The sequence below is a fragment of the Ectothiorhodospira variabilis genome (genome assembly GCF_022227625.1).
In the GTDB taxonomy this organism is placed as follows: domain Bacteria; phylum Pseudomonadota; class Gammaproteobacteria; order Ectothiorhodospirales; family Ectothiorhodospiraceae; genus Ectothiorhodospira; species Ectothiorhodospira haloalkaliphila.
Genome location: NZ_JAJNAO010000005.1, coordinates 70,265 through 94,160, shown reverse-complemented (window position 1 = coordinate 94,160; position 23,896 = coordinate 70,265). Strand labels below are relative to the sequence as shown.

The window sequence follows — 23,896 nt, the reverse complement described above, 5'->3', positions numbered from 1 at the left end:
GGGGCATGGAGTGAGGTTTACGTGGGCACCACCGGTCGGGGCGGAGGGGAGCCCGGCCGGGCAAACAGATACCCCTGAACATAGTCCACGGCATGGGCCTTGAGCCACTGCCACTCGGCCTTTTCCTCCACGCCCTCGGCAATGGTCAGGATGCCCAGATCGTGGGCCATTTCGATGAGCTTGGCGAGCACCTTCTGCTTGAAGACGTCCTGATCCACGTGGCTCACCAGGGCCCGGTCGAACTTCACGAAATCCGGCCGCAGTTCCGAGAGCAGGTTCAGCGAGGCATAGCCTGCCCCCAGATCGTCCAGGGCCACCTGGAAACCGGCGTTCCGATAGAAATCCACGATACGCCGCAGATGCCCCGAGTCGGAAACCTCTTCGGATTCCACCACCTCGAACACCAGCCGATGGGCGTCGGCGCCCAGACGCTCCACCTCGTCCAGGGTGGTCTTCAGGCAATAAGTGGGATCGTAGATGGTGGTGGGATTGAAGTTGATGAACACCCGCCCATCAAAACCGTGCCCCACGGCCTGGCGGATGGCGTTGATGCGAGCCGCCCGATCCAGTTGAAACATCATTTGCGAAGCTCGGGCCTGGCCAAAGAGTCGGTCCGGGAAGACCAGCGTCCGATCCTCGTCCGACAGATAGCCGCGCACCAGGGATTCGTGGGCGAAGATCTGTCCTGGATTCTGGCAGTGGACGATGGGCTGGAAGTGAAAGATGAAACGCTCGGCCTCGATCATGTCGGCCAGCCAGCCGCTGCCGGCCCGGGCCAGCAGGGTCATCAGACTTTGCGTGTGGGGCAGGGTGGCCAGGGTGAAGGCCTCGCCCTCGGGCAGGAACACGGCGCGGCAGTCGGTGATCTCCGCCTCGCTCAGGTGTTTGCGCAGGGTGGCGTCCACGGCGCCGGGGCCGCCCGTGGGCACGGGCACTTGCAGCACCCCGGCATCCACCTCCTGGGCCTGGATGCCCTGGTTGCTCAGCTGCTGCTTGAGGGCCTTGAGGGTGTGGGAAAGGAAAGGTGCCAGGAACAGGCTGCCCGGTCCTTGGGGACTGCGTTCAATCACCTGGCAATCTTTGCATGTCATGCTCTTCCCCTCCCCATTATCCCCTTGGGCGGTGTTCTCCCGGAGCCTTTGTCAGCCAGAATGGTCCAAGGGACCATCGGCGTGCGCAGCGGTGCCGCAAGCCGCTGCCACTCCGGGGGGATCATACCCGATCCATTGTCAGCGTTGAAAACATGAGGTGATTCATGACGCAAAAGACCAGCAAAACCGATGCCCAGTGGCGGGAGCAACTCAGCCCGGAGGCCTACCGGGTGACCCGCGAGGCGGGCACCGAGCCGCCCTTCACCGGGGAGTATTACGACCACAAGGCGTCAGGCCTGTACCGCTGCATTTGCTGCGGTGCGCCGCTGTTCTCCAGTGATCATAAATACGATTCCGGCAGCGGTTGGCCCAGTTACTGGCAACCGGTGGATGAGCAGGCCGTGACCGAGCATACCGACCGCAGTTTGTGGATGAAGCGGGTGGAAGTACGCTGCGCATCCTGCGACGCCCACCTGGGGCATGTGTTCAATGACGGCCCCCATCCCACCGGGCTGCGCTATTGCATCAACTCCGCTGCCCTGGATTTCGAGCCGTCGGGCGCGAAAAGTCCAGATCCGGACCACGGGGGATGATGCCGCTGGGGTTCAGGTGCTCGTGACTGCCGTAGTAGTGGGTCTTGATGTGGTCCATGTTCACCGTCTGGGCCACCCCTGGCACCTGGTAGAGCTCGCGGGTGTATTCCCACAGATTGGGGTAGTCGATAATGCGGCGGCGGTTGCACTTGAAGTGGCTGTAATAAACGGCATCGAACCGCACCAGAGTGGTGAACAGCCGCCAGTCTGCCTCGGTGATCCGATCCCCGGCCAGATAGGGCTGGCGTGACAGGTGCTCCTCCACCCAGTCCAGGGTGTCGAACAGTCTGTCGTAGTTCCGCTCGTAGGCCGCCTGCTCGGTGGCAAAGCCGCAGCGGTAAACGCCGTTGTTCAGGTTCTCGTAGATGCGCTCGTTGACCTGGTCGATTTCCCCGCGCAGGTCCTTGGGGTAATAATCCGTGCGCCGGTCGATGAAGGCGTCGAAGGCGCTGTTGAACATGCGGATGATCTCCGCCGATTCGTTGTTGACGATGGTGCGGCGCTTCTTGTCCCAGAGGGTGGGCACGGTGATGATGCCGGTGTATTCCGGCTCGGCCAGGGTGTAGGCCTGATGGAGGAATTCGAAGCCGTTCACATGGTCCGGGGTGCTGCCCGGATAGGGGTGAAAGTTCCACCCCTCATCCAGCATGTAAGGGTTCACCACGGACACGCTGATCAGGTTCTCCAGCCCCTTCAGGGCCCGGAAGATCAGGGTGCGATGGGCCCAGGGGCAGGCCAGGCAGACATACAGATGATAGCGGTCCGGTTCGGCGGCAAAGCCCCCCTCGCCGCTGGGGCCAGGGGTCCCATCCGGAGTGATCCAGTGGCGGAACTGGGAGTCCTGGCGGATGAACTCGCCATCCTCGGTCTCCGCGGCCAGCCAGTCGCTGCGCAACTGGCCCTTGATGAGCAGACTCATGATGCCTCCCTGAGGAATGTCGGGCCATTGTGGGCCCTTGGTCATTATTCCATGGGACCGGGATGCAGGAACAATCGTTCACCGTTCGTCACTGCTTGGCGGGCGGGCTTTGCCGCTGATTTTCTGGTAAAACGTGAGCGACTGCACAGGAGACCCGGTATTGTCACTTCCGACGCTGCGCAAGGCGGTTCTTGGCCCCGCTGGCCTGATTGGCCTGGTGCTGCTGGTCGTGCTGGCGGGCAGCTTCAGCGACGCCCTGCGCCCTCTGGATGAAGGCCTGCGCAGCCTGGCCACCCGGCTGGTGCCGGACATGCGCCCCGGTGTGCCGGTCACCCTGATCGAGATTCACGACTCCGCTCAGGCCCTGGATCGGGCCCGGCTGGCCCGTGCCGTGGAACGTCTGGATGCCATGGGCGCGGCGGCCATCGGACTGCATCTGCCCCTGGACCACCCCCATACGCCGCCCCGCCTGGAGCCCTGGCTGGGGCAGGCCCGGAATGCTCTGGGGCCTGAGATGGCCGAGTCCTGGCGCCATGAACTGGATACCGATGATCGCCTTGCCCAAGCACTGACCGGCCACGGCCGGAGCGTGCTGGCGGCGCCGCTGGCCATGGGGGCCGGGACAGCGTCGGTGCCTCACCCCGATGCCTTGTTGAATGTGGATCGCTCGGCGAGAGCCTGGTACGACTGGGGCGTGTTTCGCCCCCTGTTTCGGCCCGCCGAGCCACCCGGTCGCGATCTGGCCGTGCACTGGCCCACCCGGGCGCTGGCCACTGCCGGCCTGCCTGCCGCCACCGCCACGCCGGATCGTCCCCGTCCCCTGGCCCCTGGGATCGTGCCGGTGGAGGAGGGCTATCTGGCGGGTTTTGCGGTGCCGCTGGCCGCTGCTGTCCGGGGTGTTGCTGTTGATGACATCATCGTGGAACCGGGCCGCGGCCTGCGCCTGGGAGAGACCCGGATCACCCTGGGGCCGGATCGCTCACTGGGGGTGATTCCGCCCCGACACGATCCGCGTGGTCGTCAGGTGGAGGTTCATCGCCTGGACACTCTCATGGCCGGGGATCTGGGCAACAGCCAGATCCAGGGGCGCGCGGTGATTCTTGGCATGGCGGAGGGCGCCGGTCAGCCGCTCATGTCCCACGCGGGCCTGACACTGCCCCAGGCCACCTGGAGTGCCTGGGCCACGGCCGCCCTGGTGGAGGGGCACCGGGTGGCTACGGGTGGTTGGTTCCATGGGGCCGAGCGGTTGCTGATCCTCCTGGCGGCCTTGTACCTGCTGTGGCTGCCCGCGCGGCTGCACCTGTCCACCACGGGACTATTGATCAGCGGCGTGACGGTCTTCGTGCTGCTCAACCTGTCCATCGGGCTGGTGCTGCTTCTGCAATGGTGGCTGCCCGTGGTGCTGCCGGCCCTGGTGATTGCCCTGGGGCATCCTTTGCTGGCGTTGCGCTGCTGGCTGCTGGATCGTCTGGAGGGGGATCGACGCGAGGCCTCCGAGGCCTGGTTGCAACTGGGTATCGGCCAGCAGGGGCAGGGGCATCTGGAGCCGGCCTTCGACGCCTATCGTCACTGCCGTCTGGACAGCGACACCCTGTTCGCCCAGCTCTACCAGCTGGGGCGCGACTTCGAGCGTCGGCGCCAGTACGGGCGCGCCGTGGAGGTGTTCCGGTTCCTGCAATCCCGGCATTCGGATTTTCGCGACACCACCCAGCGCCTGGAGCGGCTCAAGCCCTTCGTAGGCAGCCGCCAGCCCCGGCTGGGGGAGATGCAGCGCATGGGCGGCGGCCGGGAACTGGCCGTGGACGATGACAGCCTGGAAAAGCCCATGATCGGGCGTTACAACGTGGAGCGTCAGCTGGGCCGGGGCTCCATGGGCATTGTCTACCTGGGGGTGGACCCGCATATCCAGCGCAAGGTGGCCATCAAGACCCTGGCCCTGAACCGGGAGTTCGAGCCGGAACTGCTGGAGCAGGCCAAATGGCGGTTCTTCCGGGAAGCCGAGGCCTCCGGGCGGCTGAATCACCGCAATATCGTCACTGTCTATGATGTGGGTGAGGAGCATGATCTGGCGTTCATCGCCATGGACTACCTGCAGGGGGTGCCCCTGGATCAGTTCACCCAGCCCCTGACCTTGCTGCCCATCACCGAGGTCCTGGAGGTCTGCGCCCAGGTGGCCGATGCCCTGGACTATGCCCATCAGCAGGAGGTGATTCACCGGGACATCAAGCCGGCCAACGTCATCTACGATCAGGGCAAGGGCCTGGTGAAGATCACGGACTTTGGCATCGCCAGCGTGACCGATCACAACAAGACCCGCACCGGCACCATCCTGGGCACACCGGCGTTCATGTCGCCGGAGCAGGTGGCCGGCAAGCCGGTGGACAGTCGTACCGACCTGTTTTCCCTGGGGGTGATGCTCTACCAGATGCTCAGCGGTCAGTTACCCTTCACCGCCGACACCATGGCCGGTCTGGTCTACCAGATCACCCAGACCCATCCGGCGGAGATCACCGACCTGCGTCCGGAACTGGGCCCGCTGGTGGGAGTGATCGTCACCAAGAGCCTGCAGAAGGACCCGGCCAAGCGCTATCAGACCGGCGGCGAGATGGCCCGCGCCCTGCGTGGCTGCATCGAAGCCTTCCGGCGCATGCCCCGGCCGGGGCAGTTCAGTGGGTCGGCATCGGATTATTATCATGATCATTAACCTCACTCTGTCACCTTCACACCATCCTGCACCCGTTCACCCGGATGGGTGATGACCCGCTCCCCCGGCTCCAGCCCCGACTCGACCTGCGTGCGCAGGCCACTGCGGCGGCCCGTTTCCACCGAACGCAAACGGGCCCGGCCATCCTCCGCCACAAACACCGCCCAACGGTCCTGATCCCGGAACAGGGCACTGGTGGGAATGTGCACCACATCTTCCCCCTCCCAGATCACGAACCGGGCCTCCACCCGGTAACCATCCCCCAGGTGTGCCCACGCCTCCCGGGGTGAGATGATCCGCGACCAGACCCAGACGCGCTGCTCCTCCACCCCCAATGCCGAGATCTTCTCGAATCCCGCCGGCTCCACGCGTCGCACCCGGGCCTCCAGTGGGTCGCCGCCACCCCAGCGCTCCAGGATCACCCGCATCCCGGGACGCACCCGCACGGCCTCCAGGGAGAGCAGGTCCACCTGCACCTCCAGATCATCCAGGTTGCCCAGCTCCAGGATCGCCTCGCCGGCCTGAACCGGCCCCTCGTCGCGCCGATGCCGCCGGGTGATGACACCGTCGATGGGGGCCTCCAGGGCAAGGGCCGGGATTGTCTCGTCGGCCCGCTGGCCATCGGCGATCTCCAGTTGCAGCCGGGCCGATGCCAGGTCGAAGCGGGCCACATCCACCGCATGTCGGGCGGCCTGTTCCGCGGCCCGGGTGGCGTCCCGCTGGGCGCGGCGGCGGTCCCGTTCCTCGGAGGAGATCAGAGCCCGCTGGTGCAGGCGTTCGGCCCGTTCGTATTCCACCTGTGCCAACTCATGCTCAGTGGCGCGGGCCTCCCGGTTGGCCTGGGCAGCCTCCAGGCGCGCCCGGGCCGCCGCCATGGCTTCCTGGGCCTGCTCCCGGGCGCGGGGGTCCAGGGCCGGGGCCGGGGCGGGTTCGATCCGGAACAGGGGCATGCCCGCCTGCACGGCATCGCCTGGTTCCAGGGTGACGCGGCGCAAATAGCCGTGGATGGGGGCGGTCACGGTAAAGGGTTCGCGCAGGCGGGTGCGGCCCTCGTCCTCGATCACCTCGGCAAAATGGCCTTGCTGAACCTGGCTGGTGCTGACCGGGATCGGCGATGGCATCAGGGCCAGGGTCAGCAGGAGCAGGAGGGTGGCGGCTGCGAGGATGGTGAGGAGCTTTTTCTTCCAGGTCATGCTGGCTTACCTCTGTTCATCTAACCCCTCACTCCGCCGTCTTCAACGCCGACACCATGTCCAGCCGCCTCAACCGCCGCGCGATCATCAATAGCGACAGCGCCGAGGCCAGCAGCACGCCGCCGGCGGAGAAGGCATAGCTGCGGGGCGTGATGATCATCGGCACCCGATACATGTCCATGGTCATGGCCTCGTTGAGCAGAAAGGCGAAGCCCGTGCCCACCAGCCAGCCCAGGGGGATGGCGGCCAGGGTGATGACGCTGATCTCGCCGATCAGGATCCAGCTCACCTCGCCCCGACTGAAACCCAGCACCCTCAGGGTGGCCAGTTCACGGGCCCGCTCGGCAAAGGCGATGCGTGCATTGTTGTAGACCACCGCAAAGGTGATGGATCCGGCCATGAGCAGCAGGATGCCCATCATCACCAGTACCGTATCACCGATGTACTCCCGGAACTGACGCTCCACGTCATCGATCTGGCCGATGCCGGCGACCCTGGGGGCCTCCCACAGCCGATCGAACAGGTCGGTCTCATGGGCCGTGTCCGTGAGCAGCCACACGCCGCTGATGGCCGGGCCCTCGCCCATGAGCCGGTTCAGGGCCCGGCGCTCCATGTAGGCGCTCACGCCGATGGGTTCGTCCACGGTGCCGGCCACCTCCACGCGCAGGGTGCGCCGGTGGCCTTCCAGGATCTCCACCTCCAGGGTATCCCCCGGGCGCACGCCCAGGTGATCGGCCAGATAATGGGTGAGCAGCAGGCCCTCAGGCGGCAGGCGGGTGGGGCGATGGTCCCGGTCCAGCAGGCCCCGCAGGGCGGGCTCTGCCTCCATGCCCATGATGCTGGTGCGATAGTCACGTCGACCATGGGTGAGGTGCACGGGCACGCCGCGATAGCCCTCGGCGAAGCTCACCCCGGGCATCGCCCGCAGTTCCGCCAGGGCCCGCTCCGGGGTGGGGTCGGTGAAGGTGACATGCACATCCATCTTCATCACCAGCCGGTACTGCAGGTCCAGCAGATGATCCACGGCATTGAACTGATAGCTGCCCAACAGCAGCAGGCTGCCGGACAGGCCGATGCCCACCATGGACATCAGCCCCTTGAGCCGGTGGCGGGACAGGTTGCGGACGATGATGCGCGTGGGCTGATCCAGACGCTGCCCCAGGGCGGAGCGCTCCAGCCAGGAGGCCCGGAAGCGTTCCGGGGCCGGTGGCTGCATGGCCTGGGCCGGGGGCAATCGCACCGCCGCGCTCACCGCATGCCAGGTGCCCAGCAGCGCCGCACCGGCCGAGATCACGAAGGCCAGGGCCAGGATGCGCGGCTGCAGCCGGAAACTCAGCTCGGGAAAGCGGAAATACTCCGCGTAGATCTCCGCCATGGCCTCGGCGGCCCAGGCCCCCAGGGCCACCCCCAGCGCCCCGCCTGCGGCCACGATGACCCCGGTGAACAGGCCGTAATGCAGGGCCAGATCCCGGTTGTCGTAGCCAAAGGCCTTGAGCAGGGCCACCTGCTGGCGCTGGGTGCGGATGATGCGGCCCATCAGCACGTTGAGCAGGAAGGCGGCCACCCCCAGGAAGATGGTGGGCAGCACCCAGGCCATCACCCGCAGCTGGTTCAGTTCTTCCGACAGGAAGCGGTGCGAGATCTGATCATCACGCCCCGTGGCGCCGATGCCCCCGTACAGGGCCAGGATGCGGTCCACGGCGTCGATCACCTCCGCTTCCCGGGCCCCGGCCTGCAGGCTCAGCACCACGTTGTTGAAAGCCCCGTCCATGTCCATGGCGTGGCCCAGGGCACGACGGTTCATCCACAGCACGCCGAAGCGGGCATAGTCGGGCAGCAGGTCCGCCGGCCCCAGTTGATAGATGAATTCGGGGGAGAGGCCCACGCCGCTGATGGTCAGCCGCTGCAGGCGGCCATCAATGATCGCGGTGATGTGATCGCCGGGCGCCAGGTCTTGAGCCTGGGCAAAGGGCTCGCTGATCACCACCTGATCGTTGCGACCGGATTCGGGCAGTGTGCCCTGACGCAGATACAGCCGGTTGAGCCGCGGCTGTTCGCCATCGGGCACCGACACCAGCAGACCGCGCACCGGGTCGTCGAAGCCGGGCACCTCCAGGCGCACCGGTGCCTTCACCCGGGTCTGCACCTGGTTCACGCCCGGGATGTCGGCAAGGCGTCCGGCCACGCCTTCGGGGGCCCGTTTCAGGTCGGCGAACACCTGGGCAAAGTGATGGCTGTCGTAAAAGCGGGCCTTGGACAGGGAGATGGCATCCAGGGTGGTGACTGCCAGGATGAGTACCATCACCCCGGCGGCAATGACCACGCCGATGGCCGCCGCCTGGCCCTTGAGGCGGGCCAGGTCCCGGATCAGCTTGCGGTGCAGGGGAGCCATCACCAGGAGAGCTGGGCGGGGGGCTTGCGTTGCGGGTTATCGGTGACCTCCTGCACCCGTCCATCGGCCAGACGAATCACCCGGTCGGCCATCTCGCCAATGACGGCATTATGGGTGATCACGGCCGTGGTGGTGCCCAGCTCATCATTGATATCCTGCAATACCTGCAGCACGCGGATGCCGGTGGTGGAATCCAGGGCGCCGGTGGGCTCGTCACAGAGCAGCACGTCGGGGCGCTTGGCCACCGCCCGGGCAATGGCAACGCGCTGCTGTTCGCCGCCGGAGAGTTGTGACGGGAAGTGATCCAGTCGCGACGACAGCCCCACCAGTTCCAGGGCCGCCTCGGGTGTCATGGGGTTGCGGGCGATCTCGGTGACGATGGCCACGTTCTCACGGGCGGTGAGGCTGGAGATCAGGTTGTAGAACTGGAACACGAAGCCCACGTGATGGCGGCGAAACCGGGTGAGGTCCCTCTCGGTGGCGTTCACCAGATCCTGGTCCCGGTAGCGGACTTCACCAGCGGAGGCAGTGTCCAGACCGCCCAGGATGTTCAGCAGGGTGGACTTGCCAGAGCCGGAGGCCCCGAGCATCACCACCAGCTCGCCTGCGTACAGGGACAGGTCCACCCCGCGCAGGGCGTGGATCTCCACCTCTCCCATCACGTAGGTCTTGGTCAGGTGCCGGGTGAAAAAGACCGTTTCTTTGTTATGGGCATGATCGGGCACACGCTATTCCCTTGAAAACAAAGGGCCATGGACGCAGTATGCGATGCACGCATCAGGCCTACAAGCAATCGGCCAGTGTCCCGGACCCCTGGCAGCAGCTTCCGGCGGCGCTAGCCCATTCTCAATCGGAGATCACCTTGAATCCATCAAAACCGGAAACCGTCGATACCGGCATCCAGGGACTGGACTTCGTGTTGCAGGGCGGCTTGCCGCGCGGTCGCCCCTCCCTGATCCGCGGTGGTCCGGGCACCGGCAAGACGGTGATCTCCCTGACGTACCTCTGCCATGGCATCACTCAGGGCGAGCCCGGCGTGCTGGTCACCTTCGATGAGGACCCCGATGCCCTGCTTCACCATGCCCGGGGATTCGGCTTCCCCGCTGACACCTACTTGAAGGAAGGCAGCCTGCGCATCCTCGACATGCGCCCCGATCAGAGCGAGACGGCCGGGGAGGGGATCGAGCTCACCGCCGTCCTCACCCGCATCGAATATGCCCTGAAGCAGACCGGCGCCCACCGCCTGGTGCTGGACGCCATCGACGGCATGGAGGGAGCCTTCCCGGGGCAGTCCGGTCTGCGCAAGGAACTCAATCGTGTCTTTGACTGGGTGCGCGATCAGCGAGTCACCACCCTGATCACCACCGGAGAGGTGGAGAATTTCAGCACCCGCTTTGGCCTGGAGGACTACATTGCCGACTGCGTGATTGCCCTCAAGCAGGAGGTGCAGCACCGGGTGATGACCCGCCTGTTGCGGGTGGTGAAGCGCCGCGGTGGCCCCCATGGCGCCGGCGAGTTTCCCTTCCTGCTGGACTCCCAGGGCATATTCATGGTGCCGGTGAGCGGCGCCGCCCTGGATGCCCGGGTTTCCAGCGAACGTATCTCCAGCGGTGTGCCCGGTCTGGATCAGATGCTCGGCGGGAAGGGGCCCTACAAGGGGTCCACCATCCTGCTGTCCGGGCAGGCCGGTACCGGCAAGACCAGCCTGGCCTCGGCCTTTGCCCAGGCGGCGTGCCGGCGCGGCGAGAAGGTGCTGTATATCAGTTTCGAGGAGAGCATCGACGAACTGGTGCGCAACCAGAGCAGCATCGGCGGCGATCTGGCCCATCATGCCGGCCCGGAGGGCGGGCACCGCCTGATCATGGAGCCGGTGCGGGCCATCGAGATGGGACTTGAAGAGCACCTGATGCGGATCATGCGCTCCGTGAGTCGTCACCAGCCTGATCTGGTGGTGCTTGACCCCATCAGCAGCTTCACCAACCGGCATGAAGGCGACTGCGCCAAGGAGATGCTGCTCAGGCTCATGTATCTGATCAAGGAGCAGGGTATCACCACGGTGGCCACGGAACTGCTGAGCGATTCCAGCGGCGGTGTGAGTCATCTGGACGTGTCGTCCATGATCGATGTCTGGATCAAGCTGCGCCGCCACGAAGGCAATGGCGAGTTGAACCGACTGATCACGGTGATCAAGGCCCGTGGTCTGGCCATCTCCAATCAGGTCAAGGAATTCCGCATGACTGATTCGGGGATGACCATCGAGGATCCGTATGTGGGCGAGAGCGGCATCGTCTACGGCACGGCCCGGCATGCGCGTCAGGCGGAGGATGAGCAGGTCATTGCGCAGTTGCATCGGGAACTGGAGCAGGCCCGGCGTTTGCGTGAGGAGACGGAAGAGATCAATGCGGCCCGTGAACGCCTGGCTCGGGCAGAGCGCGAGGCCCGTGCGGTGGACCTGGATCGCCAGGTGATGGAACTGGAGCGGCGTCTGGCGTCCATCGAGGGTGCCCGCTCGGCCATCCGCAGGAGCCGCCAATGACGCAGTACCTGCTCAGACTCTATATCGCCGGCATGACCCCTGCCGCCCGCCGTGCCATCAAGAATCTTGAGGCCCTGACGGCAGATATGGCGGGGCAGGAAATGGACATGCAGGTGGAAGTGGTGGATATCCTGGAGCGTCCGCAGTTGGCGGAGGATGAGCGCATCCTGGCCACTCCGGTGGTGGTGCGCAGGCTCCCACCCCCGGTGCGGCGGGTGGTGGGGGATCTGTCCGAGCGTGAGCGGGTGCTGGTGGGGTTGGATATTCTGGAGCGGTAAAGGGCCGCCCCCTCACCCCAACCCCTCTCCCCAAAGGGGAGAGGGGCTCTTTTTTTTACTGGGCAAAATATCGCCGCAGATATTCCCCGAACTCCAGCTCGTCCTCCGCCTCCATGGCCCGCTGTTGACGCAGCGATGAACGGGCCTGTTCCTCCAGTTCCGCCTCCCTCGCGCCGTCCAGCCGCGCATCCCGGAAGCAGGCCGCGTGTTCCCGGGAAACCCGCTTGGCGAAATGATGAAAGCCTTCCTCGTTGGCCGCCATGCTGGCCAGCATCTGAGCCGATGGTGTCAGCTCCGCGTTGTCCACCTTGGCCTTCTGCTGTGCCAGGGAGGCTGTATAGGGTTTGAGCGGATCCCTGCCATCCAGGATCCTGCACAGCGGCTCCATGGCCTGCAGGACCTCCTCGGCCCAGTAACGCAGCGAAATCTGCTCACCACCACGCATCAGCTTGAGGGAAGGGTCCCGGCCCCGGTGGGCAGTGGCGCCCTGATTGTGGTCGATGGCAAACCGCTCCAGTTCACTGATGGGCGGGCTGTCGTTGAGCAGGGCAAAGATCATCAGGGCTTCCAGGAAATACAGCTGGGACTCACCCACCCCCAGAGGTTCGAAGGCGTTGATGTCCACCGAGCGCAGTTCCACATAGGCCACCCCGCCCCGGCGCAGGGCCGCGGTGGGCTTCTCATTGCCCTGGGGGCTGGGCTTGGGACGCACGGTACTGTAGTACTCGTTCTCGATCTGCAGGATGTTGGCGTTGAGCTGGCGATACTCCCCGTCCACCACCACGCCCAGGCGCTCGTACTCGGGCGAGGGTGTGGCAATGGCTCGGCTCAGGCTCTGCACATAGCCTTCCAGATTGTCGTAGTTGGCCTTGATGCCGCTCTCTTCCTCCTTGCGGTTCTGATAGCCGATGTCCCCCAGGCGCAGGCTGGTGGCATAGGGCTCGTAGTAGGTGCCCTCATCAAAATCGGCCAGGGTGGTGGGCTTGCCCGCCAGGAAGGACTTGCATACCGCCGGCGAGGCCCCGAACAGGTAGGGCACCAGCCAGCCCAGGCGCTGCAGGTTACGCAGCATGCCGAAATAGATATCGTCCCTGAACGTGCGCTCATCGCCGCCGGCCCCCAGGATCTCCTGATACGCCGGCCAGAAAGCCTCCCCCATGGAGAAATTGAAGTGCACCCCGGCGATCACCTGCATCAGTCGCCCGTAGCGCAGCCCCAGTCCCAGGCGGTAGACGGTTTTCATGCGCCCGGCGTTGGAGTGTCCGTAACGGGCCACCGGGATGCCCCGCTCGCCCTCCAGCACGCAAGGCATGCTGGTGGCCCAGAGCAGTTCCTCGCCGATGCGCGGATAGGTGAACCGATGCAGATCCCGCATGAAGTCAAGGGCCTGCCGGGCGCTGGCGCAGGGCGGGGTGATGAACTCCAGCAGGGCCTCGGAATAATCCGTGGTGATCCAGGGGTGGGTGAGGGCAGAACCCAGGGCCGCCGGATGCGGCGTCTGGGCGATGCCGCCGTCCGTGCGCACGCGCAGGCTCTCCTTCTCCAGACCAATCAGGCCGCTGCGCAGTGTGTGGGCCTGTTCGCGGGACAGCAGACGCTCCAGGCGGGCTTGGTAGGATGCGTACAACGTGGCGGATCCTTCGTCTTTTGAATGGCTTCTGTGGATGGTTGCATTCCCAAGAATACTGCATGGCGGCGCGCCTGTGGGCCGTGCCCCATGACATGCCGCCGCATCTGACTGATAATGCGGGCAGACCCAAGCCCGCGCCGACCCATCCATGGCCTCCCTGCTTCGCGCCTGGCAACGCCGCCGAGCGCTCTCCCGTGATCCGATTCCGCCCGCCCTGTGGCAGCAGGGGGTGGACTCCCTGGTGCTGCTGGATGGCATGGACGACGCCTCCCTGGAGCGGTTGCGGCGCCTGGTGGTGCCCTTTCTGGCAGAAAAACGTCTCTACGGGGCCCACGGCCTGGAGGTGGGGCCGGACATGGCGCTGAACATCGCCCTGCAGGCATGCCTGCCCATCCTTGAGCTTGGCCTGGACTGGTATGACGAGTGGGCCACGATCATCGTCTACGAAGATGATTTTCTCCCCCGTCACGAAGTGATGGACGAGACGGGCGTCCTGCATGTGGAAGACATGCCCTACAGCGGCGAGGCCTGGGAACGTGGCCCGGTGCTGTTATCCTGGGGGGCCATGGCCCGGGGCGAGACCCTGGCCATTCATGAGTTCACCCACACCCTGGACATGCGCAATGGCGCCGCCAACGGCATGCCCCCCCTGCACCGGGAGATGCGGGTGTCGGACTGGACCCGCATCATGACCGCGGCCTACGATGACCTGAACCGGCGCCTGGATCTGGAACAACCCAGCGACTTTGATCCCTATGCCGCCACCGATCCCGGAGAGTTCTTTGCCGTGATGAGTGAGTATTTCTTCGCCCGGCCCCGGTTGCTTCAGCGGGAGTATCCGGATGTCCATGCACAGTTCCGCCAGTTCTACCGCCAGGATCCGGCAGAGCGTCGGATGTTGAGGGCGTCCATGCCCATCAGGAGTGACAGATGAGCCAGCTTCGCGACCAACTCCTCAAGGCCGGCCTGGTCACCGAGGAACAGGCCCAGAAGGCCGAGGAGGTTCAGAGTCGTCCGCCCCGCGCCCGGGATGGGCGCCCGGCGCGGGGCGGCGGCGGGCAGGGCCGGTCGGACAACCGCAAGGGCGGGGCGGCTCGCACCAAGAAGGCCCGACCTCCGGGCCGTCCGGACAAGCCCCGGCGGGCGCCGGAGCGCGAGGCGCGCGCGCCTGCATCGGCACCCGACAGGCCTGCCAGGTCCTCCAGGGGCCATCAGGGCCAGCCCAGTCCCCAGGCCCGCGCCCTCAAGCAGGAGCTCAGGGAATTGATTGCCGCGCATCGGGTCAATCAGGAGCAGGCCGAGCAGCCCTATCACTTTCAGGTGGGGCAGACCATCAAGCATCTGTATGTGACCGAGCAACAGCAGACGCAGCTGGCCGAAGGGCAGCTATGCATCGCCTTTCTGGACGGACGCCGGCATCTGCTGCCTGCAGTCATCGGTCGTCAGATCCTGGAGCGGGACCCGAATCGAACCGTGGTCTTCCCCGGAGAGCCTGATGAAGAGGCCGATCCCTTGCCCACCTCGGGATGAGACCATGGTGCATACCCAACCCCAAGAGGAAAAACATCGCCCATGAAGACACGGACCTACATCCTGCCGCCCCTGCTGGCCATGTTGCTGCTCTTCGTCACTGCCCAGTTTGCATCGGCCGGCGACGGCGACTACCCCGGCTACATCGCTCTGGAACCCGCCCTGGTGGTGAACCTGGATAACCCGCGCCGTGCCCAGTTCCTGCAGATCCAGGCCCAGTTCTATGTGGAGACCGCAGCCGACGCCGAACGGGTGCAGCAGCACATGCCCGTGATTCGCGATCGCATGATCACCTACTTTGGGGGGCGCGACCCGGACAAGGTGCGCGGCGCTCAGGAACGCGAACGGATGCGGGCCGAGGTACTGGATCACTTGCGCGAGGCCATGGAGGAGACGTCTGGTGCTCCATCCATCAGCAACCTCTATTTCACCGGCTTCATCGTCCAGTGAACCCGCCCCAAACCGGGCTGTGACGGGTTCCGCGGAGTTGAGCCCGGTCAGTGGTAATGGGTGCCGATTCCCCCTATCCTCCCCTAAAAACCACAGCTGCAGGGAGTCCATACCGTGATGAGAAGCAATCCACGTTCCTCCAGTATTGTCGGCTCGGTGCTCATGCCCGGCATCCTGGCCCTGGCCTGCGCCTCGGGCACGGCCCTGGCTCACAACCACACCGGACACGAGCAAACCGCCAGCGCCAATGGTGCGGCACCCGAGACGGACGCGGCCCGTAATTTCGAAGAGCCCTCCGAGACCATGCCGCGGGAAGCGCCTGCCATGGGTGAGCCGCCCGTCAGCCCTGCGGAGGCCGACGCCCCCGAGATGCCACCCGTGCAGGATGGCGGCGCCGACATGAATGAGCCGCCCCTGGACGAGGCCCCCGAGGCTGCGCCTTCTGTTGATGCCCCGGAGGTTGATCCGGCCGGTGCCCCGGCAGTGGACGAGCCCCACGATGCCATGCCTGAAGACGCCCCGGCCATGGACGCCGAGCCGGACGTGACCGAACCCGACATGACCGCGCCGGACACCACCGACGAACCCATGGACGCGCCTGCCGAAGAACCAACGGAGCCCGCCCAGCCGGAGTCCACCGCCGAGGAGCCGGAGATGGCCCCTGAACCGGGCCCGCGTGGCCAGGTGTCCCGCGGCCAGTTCACCTCGGGTATCGATAACCGCGAACCGGTGGATAATCTGACCCGGGTGGATGCCGATACGGAGCAGGTGTATTTCTTCAGCGAGATCATGGACCACGAAGGCGGTGAGATCATCCATCGCTGGCGTTACCGGGATGATCAGGAGATGGGCGACATCCACTTCGACGTGGGCGGCCCCCGTTGGCGCATCTGGTCCATCAAGACCCTGGATCCGGCCTGGACCGGCCCCTGGCACGTGGAAGTGGTCACCCAGGACGGCGAGGTGCTGGACACCTATCGGTTCGAGTTGCGGTGAGTGGAGCCGTTCTCAACCTGATCACCGGCTTTCTGGGAGCAGGCAAGACCACCGCCATCCTGCACCTGCTGGCCCACCGCCCGGCCCATGAGCGCTGGGCGGTGCTGGTCAATGAGTTCGGCGAGGTGGGCATCGACGGGGAAATCCTCGCCGATGCCGCTGGTGACGAGATCCGCGTGCGGGAGGTGGCCGGTGGCTGTATCTGCTGCACCGGGGCCATGAACCTGCGGGTGGCTCTCACCAAAATATTGCGGGAGATCCGTCCGGATCGCCTGCTGGTGGAGCCCACCGGGCTGGGGCATCCCACCGGCATCGTGGATACCCTGCGCGACCCCTGGCTGGCCTCTGCTGCCCGGCTGGGCAACATCACCTGCATCGTGGATCCGGCCGGTTTCAGTGAGGAGCGTCTGGAGAAGTCCCTGATCTACAAGGATCAGCTCACCCTGGCCGATGTGGTGGTCATCAACAAGACGGATGTGGCCCCGGTGGGCCAGTTGGAAGCCCTCGAGGCCTTCGTGGCAGGGCTGTATCCACCGAAGCAGGCCGTGGTGCGCACCACCCACGGGCAGATCGATCCGGCCTTGCTGGATCTGGAGGCTTCGGAGGTGGGCGGCATGAGTGGCGCCGGGGAGCAGGGTGTCTTCACGCGGGTGACGCCAGCAGTCACCCCTCAGTCCGGTCTATCCACCGGATACAGTGCCTCCAATGCATCCGTCGTATCACCTGTATCCCTTGGTCCCGCGGATCCGGCCACCCAGGCCCCTGCCGCCGATACCGCCCGCGGCTGGCGATTTGCGCCGGAGGATCGTTTTGATCTGAAGGTGCTGGAGGGGTTGTTCAGCAAGCCACCGTTCAGTGAGCTGGTGCGTGCCAAGGGTGTGGTGCGTACCGGTCGGGAGTGGTATCGCGTCGACTGGGCCGAGGGCCGATTCTCCACCGCCCCCATCGCCTGGCGGCGGGACAGTCGGTTGGAGTTGATTGCCGATAAGGTGCTGGATTGGGCGGCGGTGGAGTCGTTGTTGCTGCAGGCCCTCACCCCAACCCCTCTCCCGCAAGCGGGAGAGGGGCTTTGACTTCACCCCATACAAGGTGGTGATTCCTTCACCCGGCCACCCCGCGCCGACCACTCCGCAGGCGTGAAGGTATGCAGCGCCAGCGCATGTACCGTGCTTTGCAACTCATCCATCAACAGGGCATTCACCTTGCGGTGCCTGGCCAGCAGTCGCTGACCCTCGAACGCATCCGCGGCCACCGTGACCTTGAAATGAGACTCTGAGCCCGCCGGCACATTGTGCCCATCGCTCTCGTTCTCCACCTCAAGATAGGCCGGGCTGAGCCCCTGGGACAGCTTGCGTTCGATCTCGGACTGCACACTCATAATTCCGACCGTTTTGCTATGGATTGGTGACCGCATCATCCAATATCCGCACCAAGCAGGCAAGTCTCTGTCGTGCCTCCGGGTTTCCGATCACGCCTGACCCCGAGGCGGCTCATTCACCTGCGCCCCCTTGGCCGCCTCCTATCCCAAACGTTATAGTAAGGAATAGCCTGCCACCCCGCCTGAACGCCCGGCCAGAATGGACATCGCCCCATGAAAGAATCCACCCCCGCTGCCATCCACCTCACGGACTATGCACCGCCCCAGTGGCGCATTGAGCACGTGGACCTGTGCTTCCAGTTGGACCCGACCGATACCCGTGTGCGATCCCGGCTGCAACTGCGCCGTGCGGTGAGCCAGGAGGCGCCGCTGGTGCTCCAGGGGGAGGAACTCAAGCTGATCAACCTCACCGTGGACGGCGAGCCCGTGGCACCGGGCAATCTCCAGCAGGATGAGGGCAGCCTCACCCTCCACGAACTCCCCGCCCAGTGCACCCTGGAGATGGAAACGGCCATCAGCCCCGAGGCCAACACGGCCCTGTCGGGGCTGTACGTTTCTGGCGGCAACTTCTGCACCCAGTGCGAGGCGGAAGGGTTTCGGCGCATCACCTGGTTCCTGGATCGGCCCGATGTCATGACCCTGTTCACCGTGCGCCTGGAGGCGGACAAGGACCGCTTCCCGGTGCTGTTGTCCAACGGCAATCTCGCCGACGCCGGCGACCTGCCCGAGGGGCGCCATTATGCGGTGTGGCACGACCCCTTCCCCAAGCCCAGCTACCTGTTCGCCTTGGTGGCCGGGGATCTGGTCTGCCAGCAGGACAGCTTCACTACCTGTTCCGGCCGGGAGGTGGACCTGCGCATCTATGTGCAGCGCCACAACCTGGACAAGTGCGATCACGCCATGCGTTCGCTGAAAAAATCCATGCGCTGGGACGAGGACACCTACGGGCGTGAATACGATCTGGACATCTACATGATCGTGGCCGTGGACGACTTCAACATGGGGGCCATGGAGAACAAGGGCCTGAACGTCTTCAACTCCAAATACGTGCTGGCCCGGCCCGACACGGCCACCGACGATGACTTCGTGGCCATCGAGAGCGTGATCGCCCACGAGTATTTCCACAACTGGTCGGGCAATCGGGTCACCTGCCGCGACTGGTTCCAGCTCTCCCTCAAGGAAGGGCTCACCGTCTTCCGCGACCAGGAGTTCACCGCCGACCAGAGCCTGCGGGCGGTCAAGCGCATCGGCGATGTGCAGCGCCTGCGCTCGCTGCAGTTCCCCGAGGATGCCGGCCCCATGGCCCATCCGGTGCGGCCCCAGTCCTATATCGAGATCAACAACTTCTACACCATGACGGTGTACGAGAAGGGCGCCGAGGTGGTGCGCATGATCCAGACCCTGGTGGGCCGCGAGGGCTTTCGCCGTGGGCTGGACCTGTATTTCGAGCGCCATGACGGCCAGGCGGTCACCACCGATGATTTCGTCAAGGCCATGGAAGACGCCAATGCCCGGGACCTGCGTCGCTTCCGCCGCTGGTATGACCAGGCCGGTACCCCGGTGCTGGACGTGGCCGGTGAATACGACGAGACCAACCAAAGCTATCGCCTGACCGTGCGCCAGTCCTGCCCGCCCAGTCAGGGGCAGTCGGAAAAGCTGCCATTCCATATCCCCCTCACCCTGGCCCTGCTGGACGGCCAGGGCCGGGAGATCCCCCTGCGCCTGGAAGGCGAGAGCCAGGCCACCCCGGGCGAACGGGTGATCGAACTCACCGCCCCGGATCACGTGCTGGTGTTCCGCGACGTGCCCGAGGCCCCGGTGCCCTCCTTGCTGCGCGGGTTCTCGGCGCCGGTGAAGCTGAAATTCCCCTACACCTCCGAGGAACTGGCCTTCCTCATGGGCCACGACACCGACGACTTCAACCGCTGGGAGGCGGGCCAGCAGTTCGCCGTGCAAATGCTGCAGGGGCAGATTGCCCACATTCAGGCCGGTCGTGAACCCACGCTGGACCCGCTGTTCCAGGAGGCCTTCGCCCGGGTGCTGGACAACGACACCCTGGATCCCGCTCTGGTGGCCGAGGCCCTCACCCTGCCCGGCGAGACCTACCTGGCCGAGCAGATGGAGGTGGTGGATGTGGATGCCATCCATCAGGCGCGCCAGTTCACCCGCCGCGCATTGGGGCAGGCCCTGGCCGCGCGCTTCCGGGCCGTGTATGACGCGCTGCAGGACACCCAGGGGATGGATGCCGCGGCCATGGGCCGTCGGCGCCTGCGCAACCTGTGCCTCGCTTATCTGTGCGCCGCCGAGGATGCCAACGCCCAGGCCCTGGCCGAGGCCCAGTATCAGTCCGCCGACAACATGACCGATGCCATGGGTGCCCTGCGTGCCCTGATGGACTGCCCCGGGGAGATCCAGGAGCGCAGTCTGGCCCACTTCGAGGCCCGCTGGCGGGAAGAGCCGCTGGTGCTGGACAAGTGGTTCGGCCTGCAGGCCACCGCCAGTGCGCCCGGGGCCCTGGATCGGATCCGGCGACTCATGCAGCACCCGGGCTTTTCCATCCGCAATCCCAACCGGGTGCGTGCCGTATTGGGGGCCTTCGCCATGGCCAACCCGGTGCATTTCCATGCCGCCGATGGCAGCGGCTACGAACTGATCACCGATCAGGTGCTGGAACTGGATGCCCTGAACCCCCAGATCGCCGCCCGGCTGGTCACCAGTCTGAGCCGCTGGAAGCGATTCGATGAACAGCGCCAGGGGATGATGCGGGCGTGCCTGGAGCGCATCGTCGCCCACCCGGGGCTGTCCCGGGATGTGTACGAGATTGCCTCGCGGAGTCTGGGGTGAAAAGATAGGCGGCATGCACACACACAGCGCGACGATCATGGACGATCAACCCCTGGATATCCTCCGATCCACCTTCGGCTACGAGCAGTTCCGCCCGCCCCAGGACCAGGTGATCGACACCCTCATGCAGGGCGGCGATGCCCTGGTGCTGATGCCCACGGGGGGCGGCAAGTCCCTGTGTTATCAGATCCCCGCCATGGCCCTGCCGGGCACGGGGGTCGTCGTCTCCCCCCTGATTGCCCTCATGCAGGATCAGGTGGCTGCCCTGCGCCAGGCGGGGGTGCGCGCGGCCTATTTGAACTCCACCCTGCATTGGGAAGAAGTCCAGGAAGTGGAACGGGATCTGCTGCGTGGCGAGCTGGATCTGCTCTACGTGGCCCCCGAACGCCTGCTCAATGAGCGCACCCTGGCCCTGCTCAAGCGGGCGCGCATCAGCCTGTTCGCCATCGACGAGGCCCATTGCGTGTCCCAGTGGGGCCATGACTTCCGGCCCGAATACATCAAGCTCTCCCTGCTGGCCGAGCACTGGCCCGACATCCCCCGCATCGCCCTCACTGCCACTGCCGACGAGCGCACCCGTCAGGAGATCCGTCAGCGCCTGGGGCTGGATCAGGCCCGGGTGTTCATCAGCGGCTTCGACCGCCCCAACATCCGTTACCGCATCACCCAGAGCAGCAGCAATGCCCGCCGGGACCTGCTGCGCTTCATCGAACAGACTCACCCGGACGAGGCGGGCATCGTCTATTGCCTGTCCCGCAAGCGGGTGGAGGAGATCGCCGACTGGCTCTGTGACCAGGGGCTGACCGCGCTGCCCTACCACGCGGGTCTGAGCGCCCAGGTGCGCGAGGCCCATCAACGGCGCTTTCTCAACGAGGAAGGGGTGATCGTGGTGGCCACCATCGCCTTCGGCATGGGCATCGACAAGCCCAATGTGCGCTTCGTGGCCCACCTGAACCTGCCCAAGAGCATCGAGGCCTATTACCAGGAGACGGGGCGCGCGGGCCGCGATGGCCTGCCGGCGGATGCCTGGATGAGTTACGGCCTGCAGGATGTGATCACCCTGCGGCAGATGGTGGACAGCTCCGAGGCGGACGAGAGCCACAAGCGGGTGGAGCGCCACAAGCTGGACGCCATGCTGGGCCTGTGCGAGATGACCACCTGCCGGCGCCAGGCCCTGTTGTCCTATTTTGGCGAAACGGAATCCGAGCCCTGCGGCAACTGCGACACCTGCCTGGAACCCCCCGAGACCTGGGATGCCACCGTGCCCGCCCAGAAGGCGCTCTCATGCGTGCATCGCACCGGGCAGCGTTTCGGGGTGAACTACCTGGTGGATGTGCTGCGCGGCAAGGACGATGCCCGTATCAAGCAGTTCGGCCATGATCGCGTGAGCGTGTTCGGCATCGGCAGCGACCTGGGTGTGAACGAGTGGAAGGGGATTTTTCGGCAGATGATCGCCCGGGGCCTGCTCACGGTGGACCTGGAAGGCCACGGCGGCCTGCATCTCAACGAGGCCTGCCGGCCGGTGCTGCGGGGGGAGATGCAGCTGATGTTGCGCAAGGAGGTACGCCCTTCTCGTGCACCCAGGGAGCCCCGACGCACGGCGGCGGCCGGTCTGGACAGCCCCGAGGACCAGCGCCTATTCGAGGCCCTGCGCACCTGCCGTCGTCGGCTGGCGGACGATCAGGGGGTGCCACCGTATGTTGTGTTTCATGATGCCACGTTGATGGAGATGGCGGAGATGCGACCGGAGAGCCTCAGGGCCATGGCGGCCATCTCCGGCGTGGGGGAGAGGAAGCTGGAGGCTTATGGAGAGGAATTCCTGGAGGTGATCTTGAGGTTTGAGTAACCTGATCACCGTGCATTGAATACGACTACTGTCTTCCCCTTGGCCGTGATCAGCTCCCGCTCTTCCAGGTCCTTGAGTACCCGTCCGGCCATCTCCCGGGAGCAGCCCACGATCTTGGCCAGTTCCTGGCGGGTGATGCGGATCTGCATGCCCTTGGGATGGGTCATGGCGTCCGGTTGCTGGGCCAGTTCCATCAGGGTGCGGGCGATGCGCCCGGTCACGTCCAGGAAGGCCAGGTCGATCACCTTGCGGCTGGTCTCGCGCAGGCGCACGGCCATCTGGGTGGCCAGGAGAAACAGGATGGTCGGGTCCTGCATGGCCAGTTCGATGAACTTGGGGTAGTGGATCTCCGCCGTCTCGGTGGGGGTGCGGGTCACGATGCCGGCACTGCGCGCCTGGGAGGAGAACACCCCCATCTCCCCGAAGAACTGCCCCGGGTTCAGGTAAGCCAGCACCATCTCGTGCCCCAGCTCATCCTCGATCATCACGCTGACCGAACCCTGGATGATATAGTAGAGCGTGTCCGGGCGATCCCCCGCGTGGATGATGGTGGCGCGGGCGGGATATTGGCGACGATGGCAATGGGCAAGCAATTTATCCAGTGCCTCTTCAGGCGCCTGTTGTTGCTTGAGTAGACTACTCATTGTCCACCTCGTAGGGGCAGGACGACAAACCGCCAACGCGAACAAGGGGGAAGGCGGGGCCTGTAGCCGCTGATGCGTCGGATGAGCTGAGGGCGCTTATCTTATTATTTTCCCTGAGCCGAGTTTATGGTAGCCCGGGTGGATTGTCGAATATTTGCATCGGCCGAGCGTGCCGAGAGGAAGAAAGGGCCGTGAAAACCCGGATCAAGTGGCTGGATAACGCAACCTTTGTGGGCGAGTCGGGCAGCGGACATGCCGTGGTGATGGACGGCCCGCCGGAGCACGGTGGGCGCAACCTGGGCCCGCGCCCCATGGAAATGCTGCTGCTGGGCATGGGCGGCTGCACGGCCTTCGATGTGATGCAGATCCTCAGGAAATCCCGGCAGTCGGTGACCGACTGCGAGCTGGAAGTGTCCGCCGAGCGCGCGGAGACCGACCCCAAGGTGTTCACCCGTATCCATGTGCACTACATCGTCACCGGTCACGAGTTGTCGGAAAAGCACGTGGCCAGGGCCGTCAGCCTGTCGGCAGAAAAGTACTGCTCGGCCTCCATCATGCTGGGCAAGGTGGCCGAGATCACCCATGATTTCGAGATCCGGTCGCCCTGAGCAGGGCGGTGCAGCGGTGTGATCTGTCGTTGCCGCGAAGACGGGTGATACACTCAATCGCCCTGAGGAAATCCGCCAATCACCGATTTCTTCGGTGCGGTATTGAAATGTGAACTGGTTCACATTAATCTCTCAAGCAGTGACCGTCGCCCTTCGGCTTCGGGTCCCGCCTGCGTTTCAGGCGTCAGCCCGTTGGGATGAGGGGTTTCACGCGAATATTCCGTCCACCCGGGCATTCGGGTCCGCGGAGCAGGGTAGGCGCCA

General features: G+C 65.3%; 20 protein-coding genes. 12 read left to right on the top strand and 8 right to left on the bottom strand.

Annotation, left to right across the window (positions count from 1 at the left end; translation table 11 throughout):
* Positions 1-17 precede the first annotated feature (17 nt).
* On the bottom strand, positions 18-1,091 hold the full coding sequence (locus tag LPW30_RS07620) for an EAL domain-containing protein (protein WP_239680505.1): 1,074 nt from the start codon (positions 1,089-1,091) through the stop codon (positions 18-20).
* A 164-nt stretch (positions 1,092-1,255) separates the two neighbouring features.
* Here LPW30_RS07620 and msrB point away from each other — a divergent pair, with 164 nt between their 5' ends.
* A complete protein-coding gene (gene msrB, locus LPW30_RS07615) occupies positions 1,256-1,684 on the top strand; it encodes a peptide-methionine (R)-S-oxide reductase MsrB (RefSeq protein ID WP_239680504.1) in 429 nt (142 codons plus the stop codon).
* Here the strand turns inward: msrB and LPW30_RS07610 are convergent.
* Positions 1,617-2,603: a glutathione S-transferase family protein gene (locus LPW30_RS07610; RefSeq protein WP_025281447.1), complete on the bottom strand. Its 987-nt coding sequence runs from the start codon at positions 2,601-2,603 to the stop codon at positions 1,617-1,619. The two genes, msrB and LPW30_RS07610, sit on opposite strands and share 68 nt — an antisense overlap.
* Before the next feature lie 160 nt (positions 2,604-2,763).
* On the opposite strand from LPW30_RS07610, the gene LPW30_RS07605 reads away from it, so the two are divergent.
* Positions 2,764-5,307 (top strand): protein kinase domain-containing protein, encoded by a 2,544-nt coding sequence (locus LPW30_RS07605; RefSeq protein WP_239680503.1) that lies wholly within the window; start codon positions 2,764-2,766, stop codon positions 5,305-5,307.
* Positions 5,308-5,309: 2 nt separating this feature from the next.
* On the opposite strand, the gene LPW30_RS07600 is transcribed toward LPW30_RS07605, so the two are convergent.
* Genes LPW30_RS07600 through LPW30_RS07590 form a run of 3 tightly spaced genes read right to left on the bottom strand, consistent with a single transcriptional unit; the run spans position 5,310 to position 9,551 of the window.
* Positions 5,310-6,500, bottom strand: coding sequence for an efflux RND transporter periplasmic adaptor subunit (locus LPW30_RS07600; protein WP_239680502.1), 1,191 nt, complete (start codon positions 6,498-6,500; stop codon positions 5,310-5,312).
* Positions 6,501-6,528: 28 nt separating this feature from the next.
* Positions 6,529-8,892 carry an ABC transporter permease gene (locus LPW30_RS07595; RefSeq protein ID WP_239680501.1) on the bottom strand — a complete coding sequence of 788 codons (2,364 nt, stop codon included), beginning with the start codon at positions 8,890-8,892 and terminating at the stop codon, positions 6,529-6,531.
* Positions 8,892-9,551 carry an ABC transporter ATP-binding protein gene (locus LPW30_RS07590; RefSeq protein WP_128572013.1) on the bottom strand — a complete coding sequence of 220 codons (660 nt, stop codon included), beginning with the start codon at positions 9,549-9,551 and terminating at the stop codon, positions 8,892-8,894. Before LPW30_RS07590 ends, LPW30_RS07595 begins: the two co-directional genes overlap by 1 nt.
* A gap of 203 nt (positions 9,552-9,754) precedes the next feature.
* Between LPW30_RS07590 and kaiC the strand changes: the two genes are divergently transcribed.
* Entirely contained in the window at positions 9,755-11,428 is a 1,674-nt protein-coding gene (gene kaiC, locus LPW30_RS07585) for a circadian clock protein KaiC (protein ID WP_051582678.1), read from the top strand.
* Complete coding sequence (locus LPW30_RS07580; RefSeq protein ID WP_025281441.1) at positions 11,425-11,706, top strand: circadian clock KaiB family protein; 282 nt, start codon at positions 11,425-11,427, stop codon at positions 11,704-11,706. The genes kaiC and LPW30_RS07580 overlap by 4 nt, the downstream gene beginning before the upstream one ends.
* A gap of 55 nt (positions 11,707-11,761) precedes the next feature.
* Here LPW30_RS07580 and gshA read toward each other — a convergent pair whose 3' ends face one another.
* Complete coding sequence (gene gshA, locus LPW30_RS07575) at positions 11,762-13,333, bottom strand: glutamate--cysteine ligase (protein WP_239680500.1); 1,572 nt, start codon at positions 13,331-13,333, stop codon at positions 11,762-11,764.
* Positions 13,334-13,484: 151 nt separating this feature from the next.
* Between gshA and LPW30_RS07570 the strand changes: the two genes are divergently transcribed.
* The 5 genes from LPW30_RS07570 (at position 13,485) to LPW30_RS07550 (ending at position 17,385) form a co-directional block, all read left to right on the top strand.
* Positions 13,485-14,270: a M90 family metallopeptidase gene (locus LPW30_RS07570; protein ID WP_239680499.1), complete on the top strand. Its 786-nt coding sequence runs from the start codon at positions 13,485-13,487 to the stop codon at positions 14,268-14,270.
* Positions 14,267-14,866, top strand: a complete 600-nt coding sequence (locus tag LPW30_RS07565) for a DUF2058 family protein (protein ID WP_025281438.1) — start codon at positions 14,267-14,269, stop codon at positions 14,864-14,866. Before LPW30_RS07570 ends, LPW30_RS07565 begins: the two co-directional genes overlap by 4 nt.
* 42 nt (positions 14,867-14,908) lie before the next feature.
* Positions 14,909-15,316 carry a flagellar basal body-associated FliL family protein gene (locus LPW30_RS07560; RefSeq protein WP_239680498.1) on the top strand — a complete coding sequence of 136 codons (408 nt, stop codon included), beginning with the start codon at positions 14,909-14,911 and terminating at the stop codon, positions 15,314-15,316.
* A 117-nt stretch (positions 15,317-15,433) separates the two neighbouring features.
* Complete coding sequence (locus LPW30_RS07555) at positions 15,434-16,312, top strand: DUF2914 domain-containing protein (protein ID WP_239680562.1); 879 nt, start codon at positions 15,434-15,436, stop codon at positions 16,310-16,312.
* Positions 16,309-17,385 carry a CobW family GTP-binding protein gene (locus tag LPW30_RS07550; protein ID WP_239680497.1) on the top strand — a complete coding sequence of 359 codons (1,077 nt, stop codon included), beginning with the start codon at positions 16,309-16,311 and terminating at the stop codon, positions 17,383-17,385. The genes LPW30_RS07555 and LPW30_RS07550 overlap by 4 nt, the downstream gene beginning before the upstream one ends.
* Positions 17,386-17,387: 2 nt before the next feature.
* On the opposite strand, the gene LPW30_RS07545 is transcribed toward LPW30_RS07550, so the two are convergent.
* On the bottom strand, positions 17,388-17,690 hold the full coding sequence (locus LPW30_RS07545) for a BolA family protein (protein ID WP_239680496.1): 303 nt from the start codon (positions 17,688-17,690) through the stop codon (positions 17,388-17,390).
* Between the two features lie 213 nt (positions 17,691-17,903).
* On the opposite strand from LPW30_RS07545, the gene pepN reads away from it, so the two are divergent.
* Positions 17,904-20,534, top strand: a complete 2,631-nt coding sequence (gene pepN, locus LPW30_RS07540; RefSeq protein WP_239680495.1) for an aminopeptidase N — start codon at positions 17,904-17,906, stop codon at positions 20,532-20,534.
* Positions 20,535-20,547: 13 nt separating this feature from the next.
* Positions 20,548-22,380, top strand: coding sequence for a DNA helicase RecQ (gene recQ, locus LPW30_RS07535; protein WP_239680494.1), 1,833 nt, complete (start codon positions 20,548-20,550; stop codon positions 22,378-22,380).
* A gap of 5 nt (positions 22,381-22,385) precedes the next feature.
* Here recQ and crp read toward each other — a convergent pair whose 3' ends face one another.
* Entirely contained in the window at positions 22,386-23,024 is a 639-nt protein-coding gene (gene crp / locus LPW30_RS07530; RefSeq protein ID WP_025281432.1) for a cAMP-activated global transcriptional regulator CRP, read from the bottom strand.
* A gap of 191 nt (positions 23,025-23,215) precedes the next feature.
* On the opposite strand from crp, the gene LPW30_RS07525 reads away from it, so the two are divergent.
* Positions 23,216-23,632 (top strand): OsmC family protein, encoded by a 417-nt coding sequence (locus tag LPW30_RS07525; protein WP_025281431.1) that lies wholly within the window; start codon positions 23,216-23,218, stop codon positions 23,630-23,632.
* Positions 23,633-23,896: the final 264 nt, after the last annotated feature.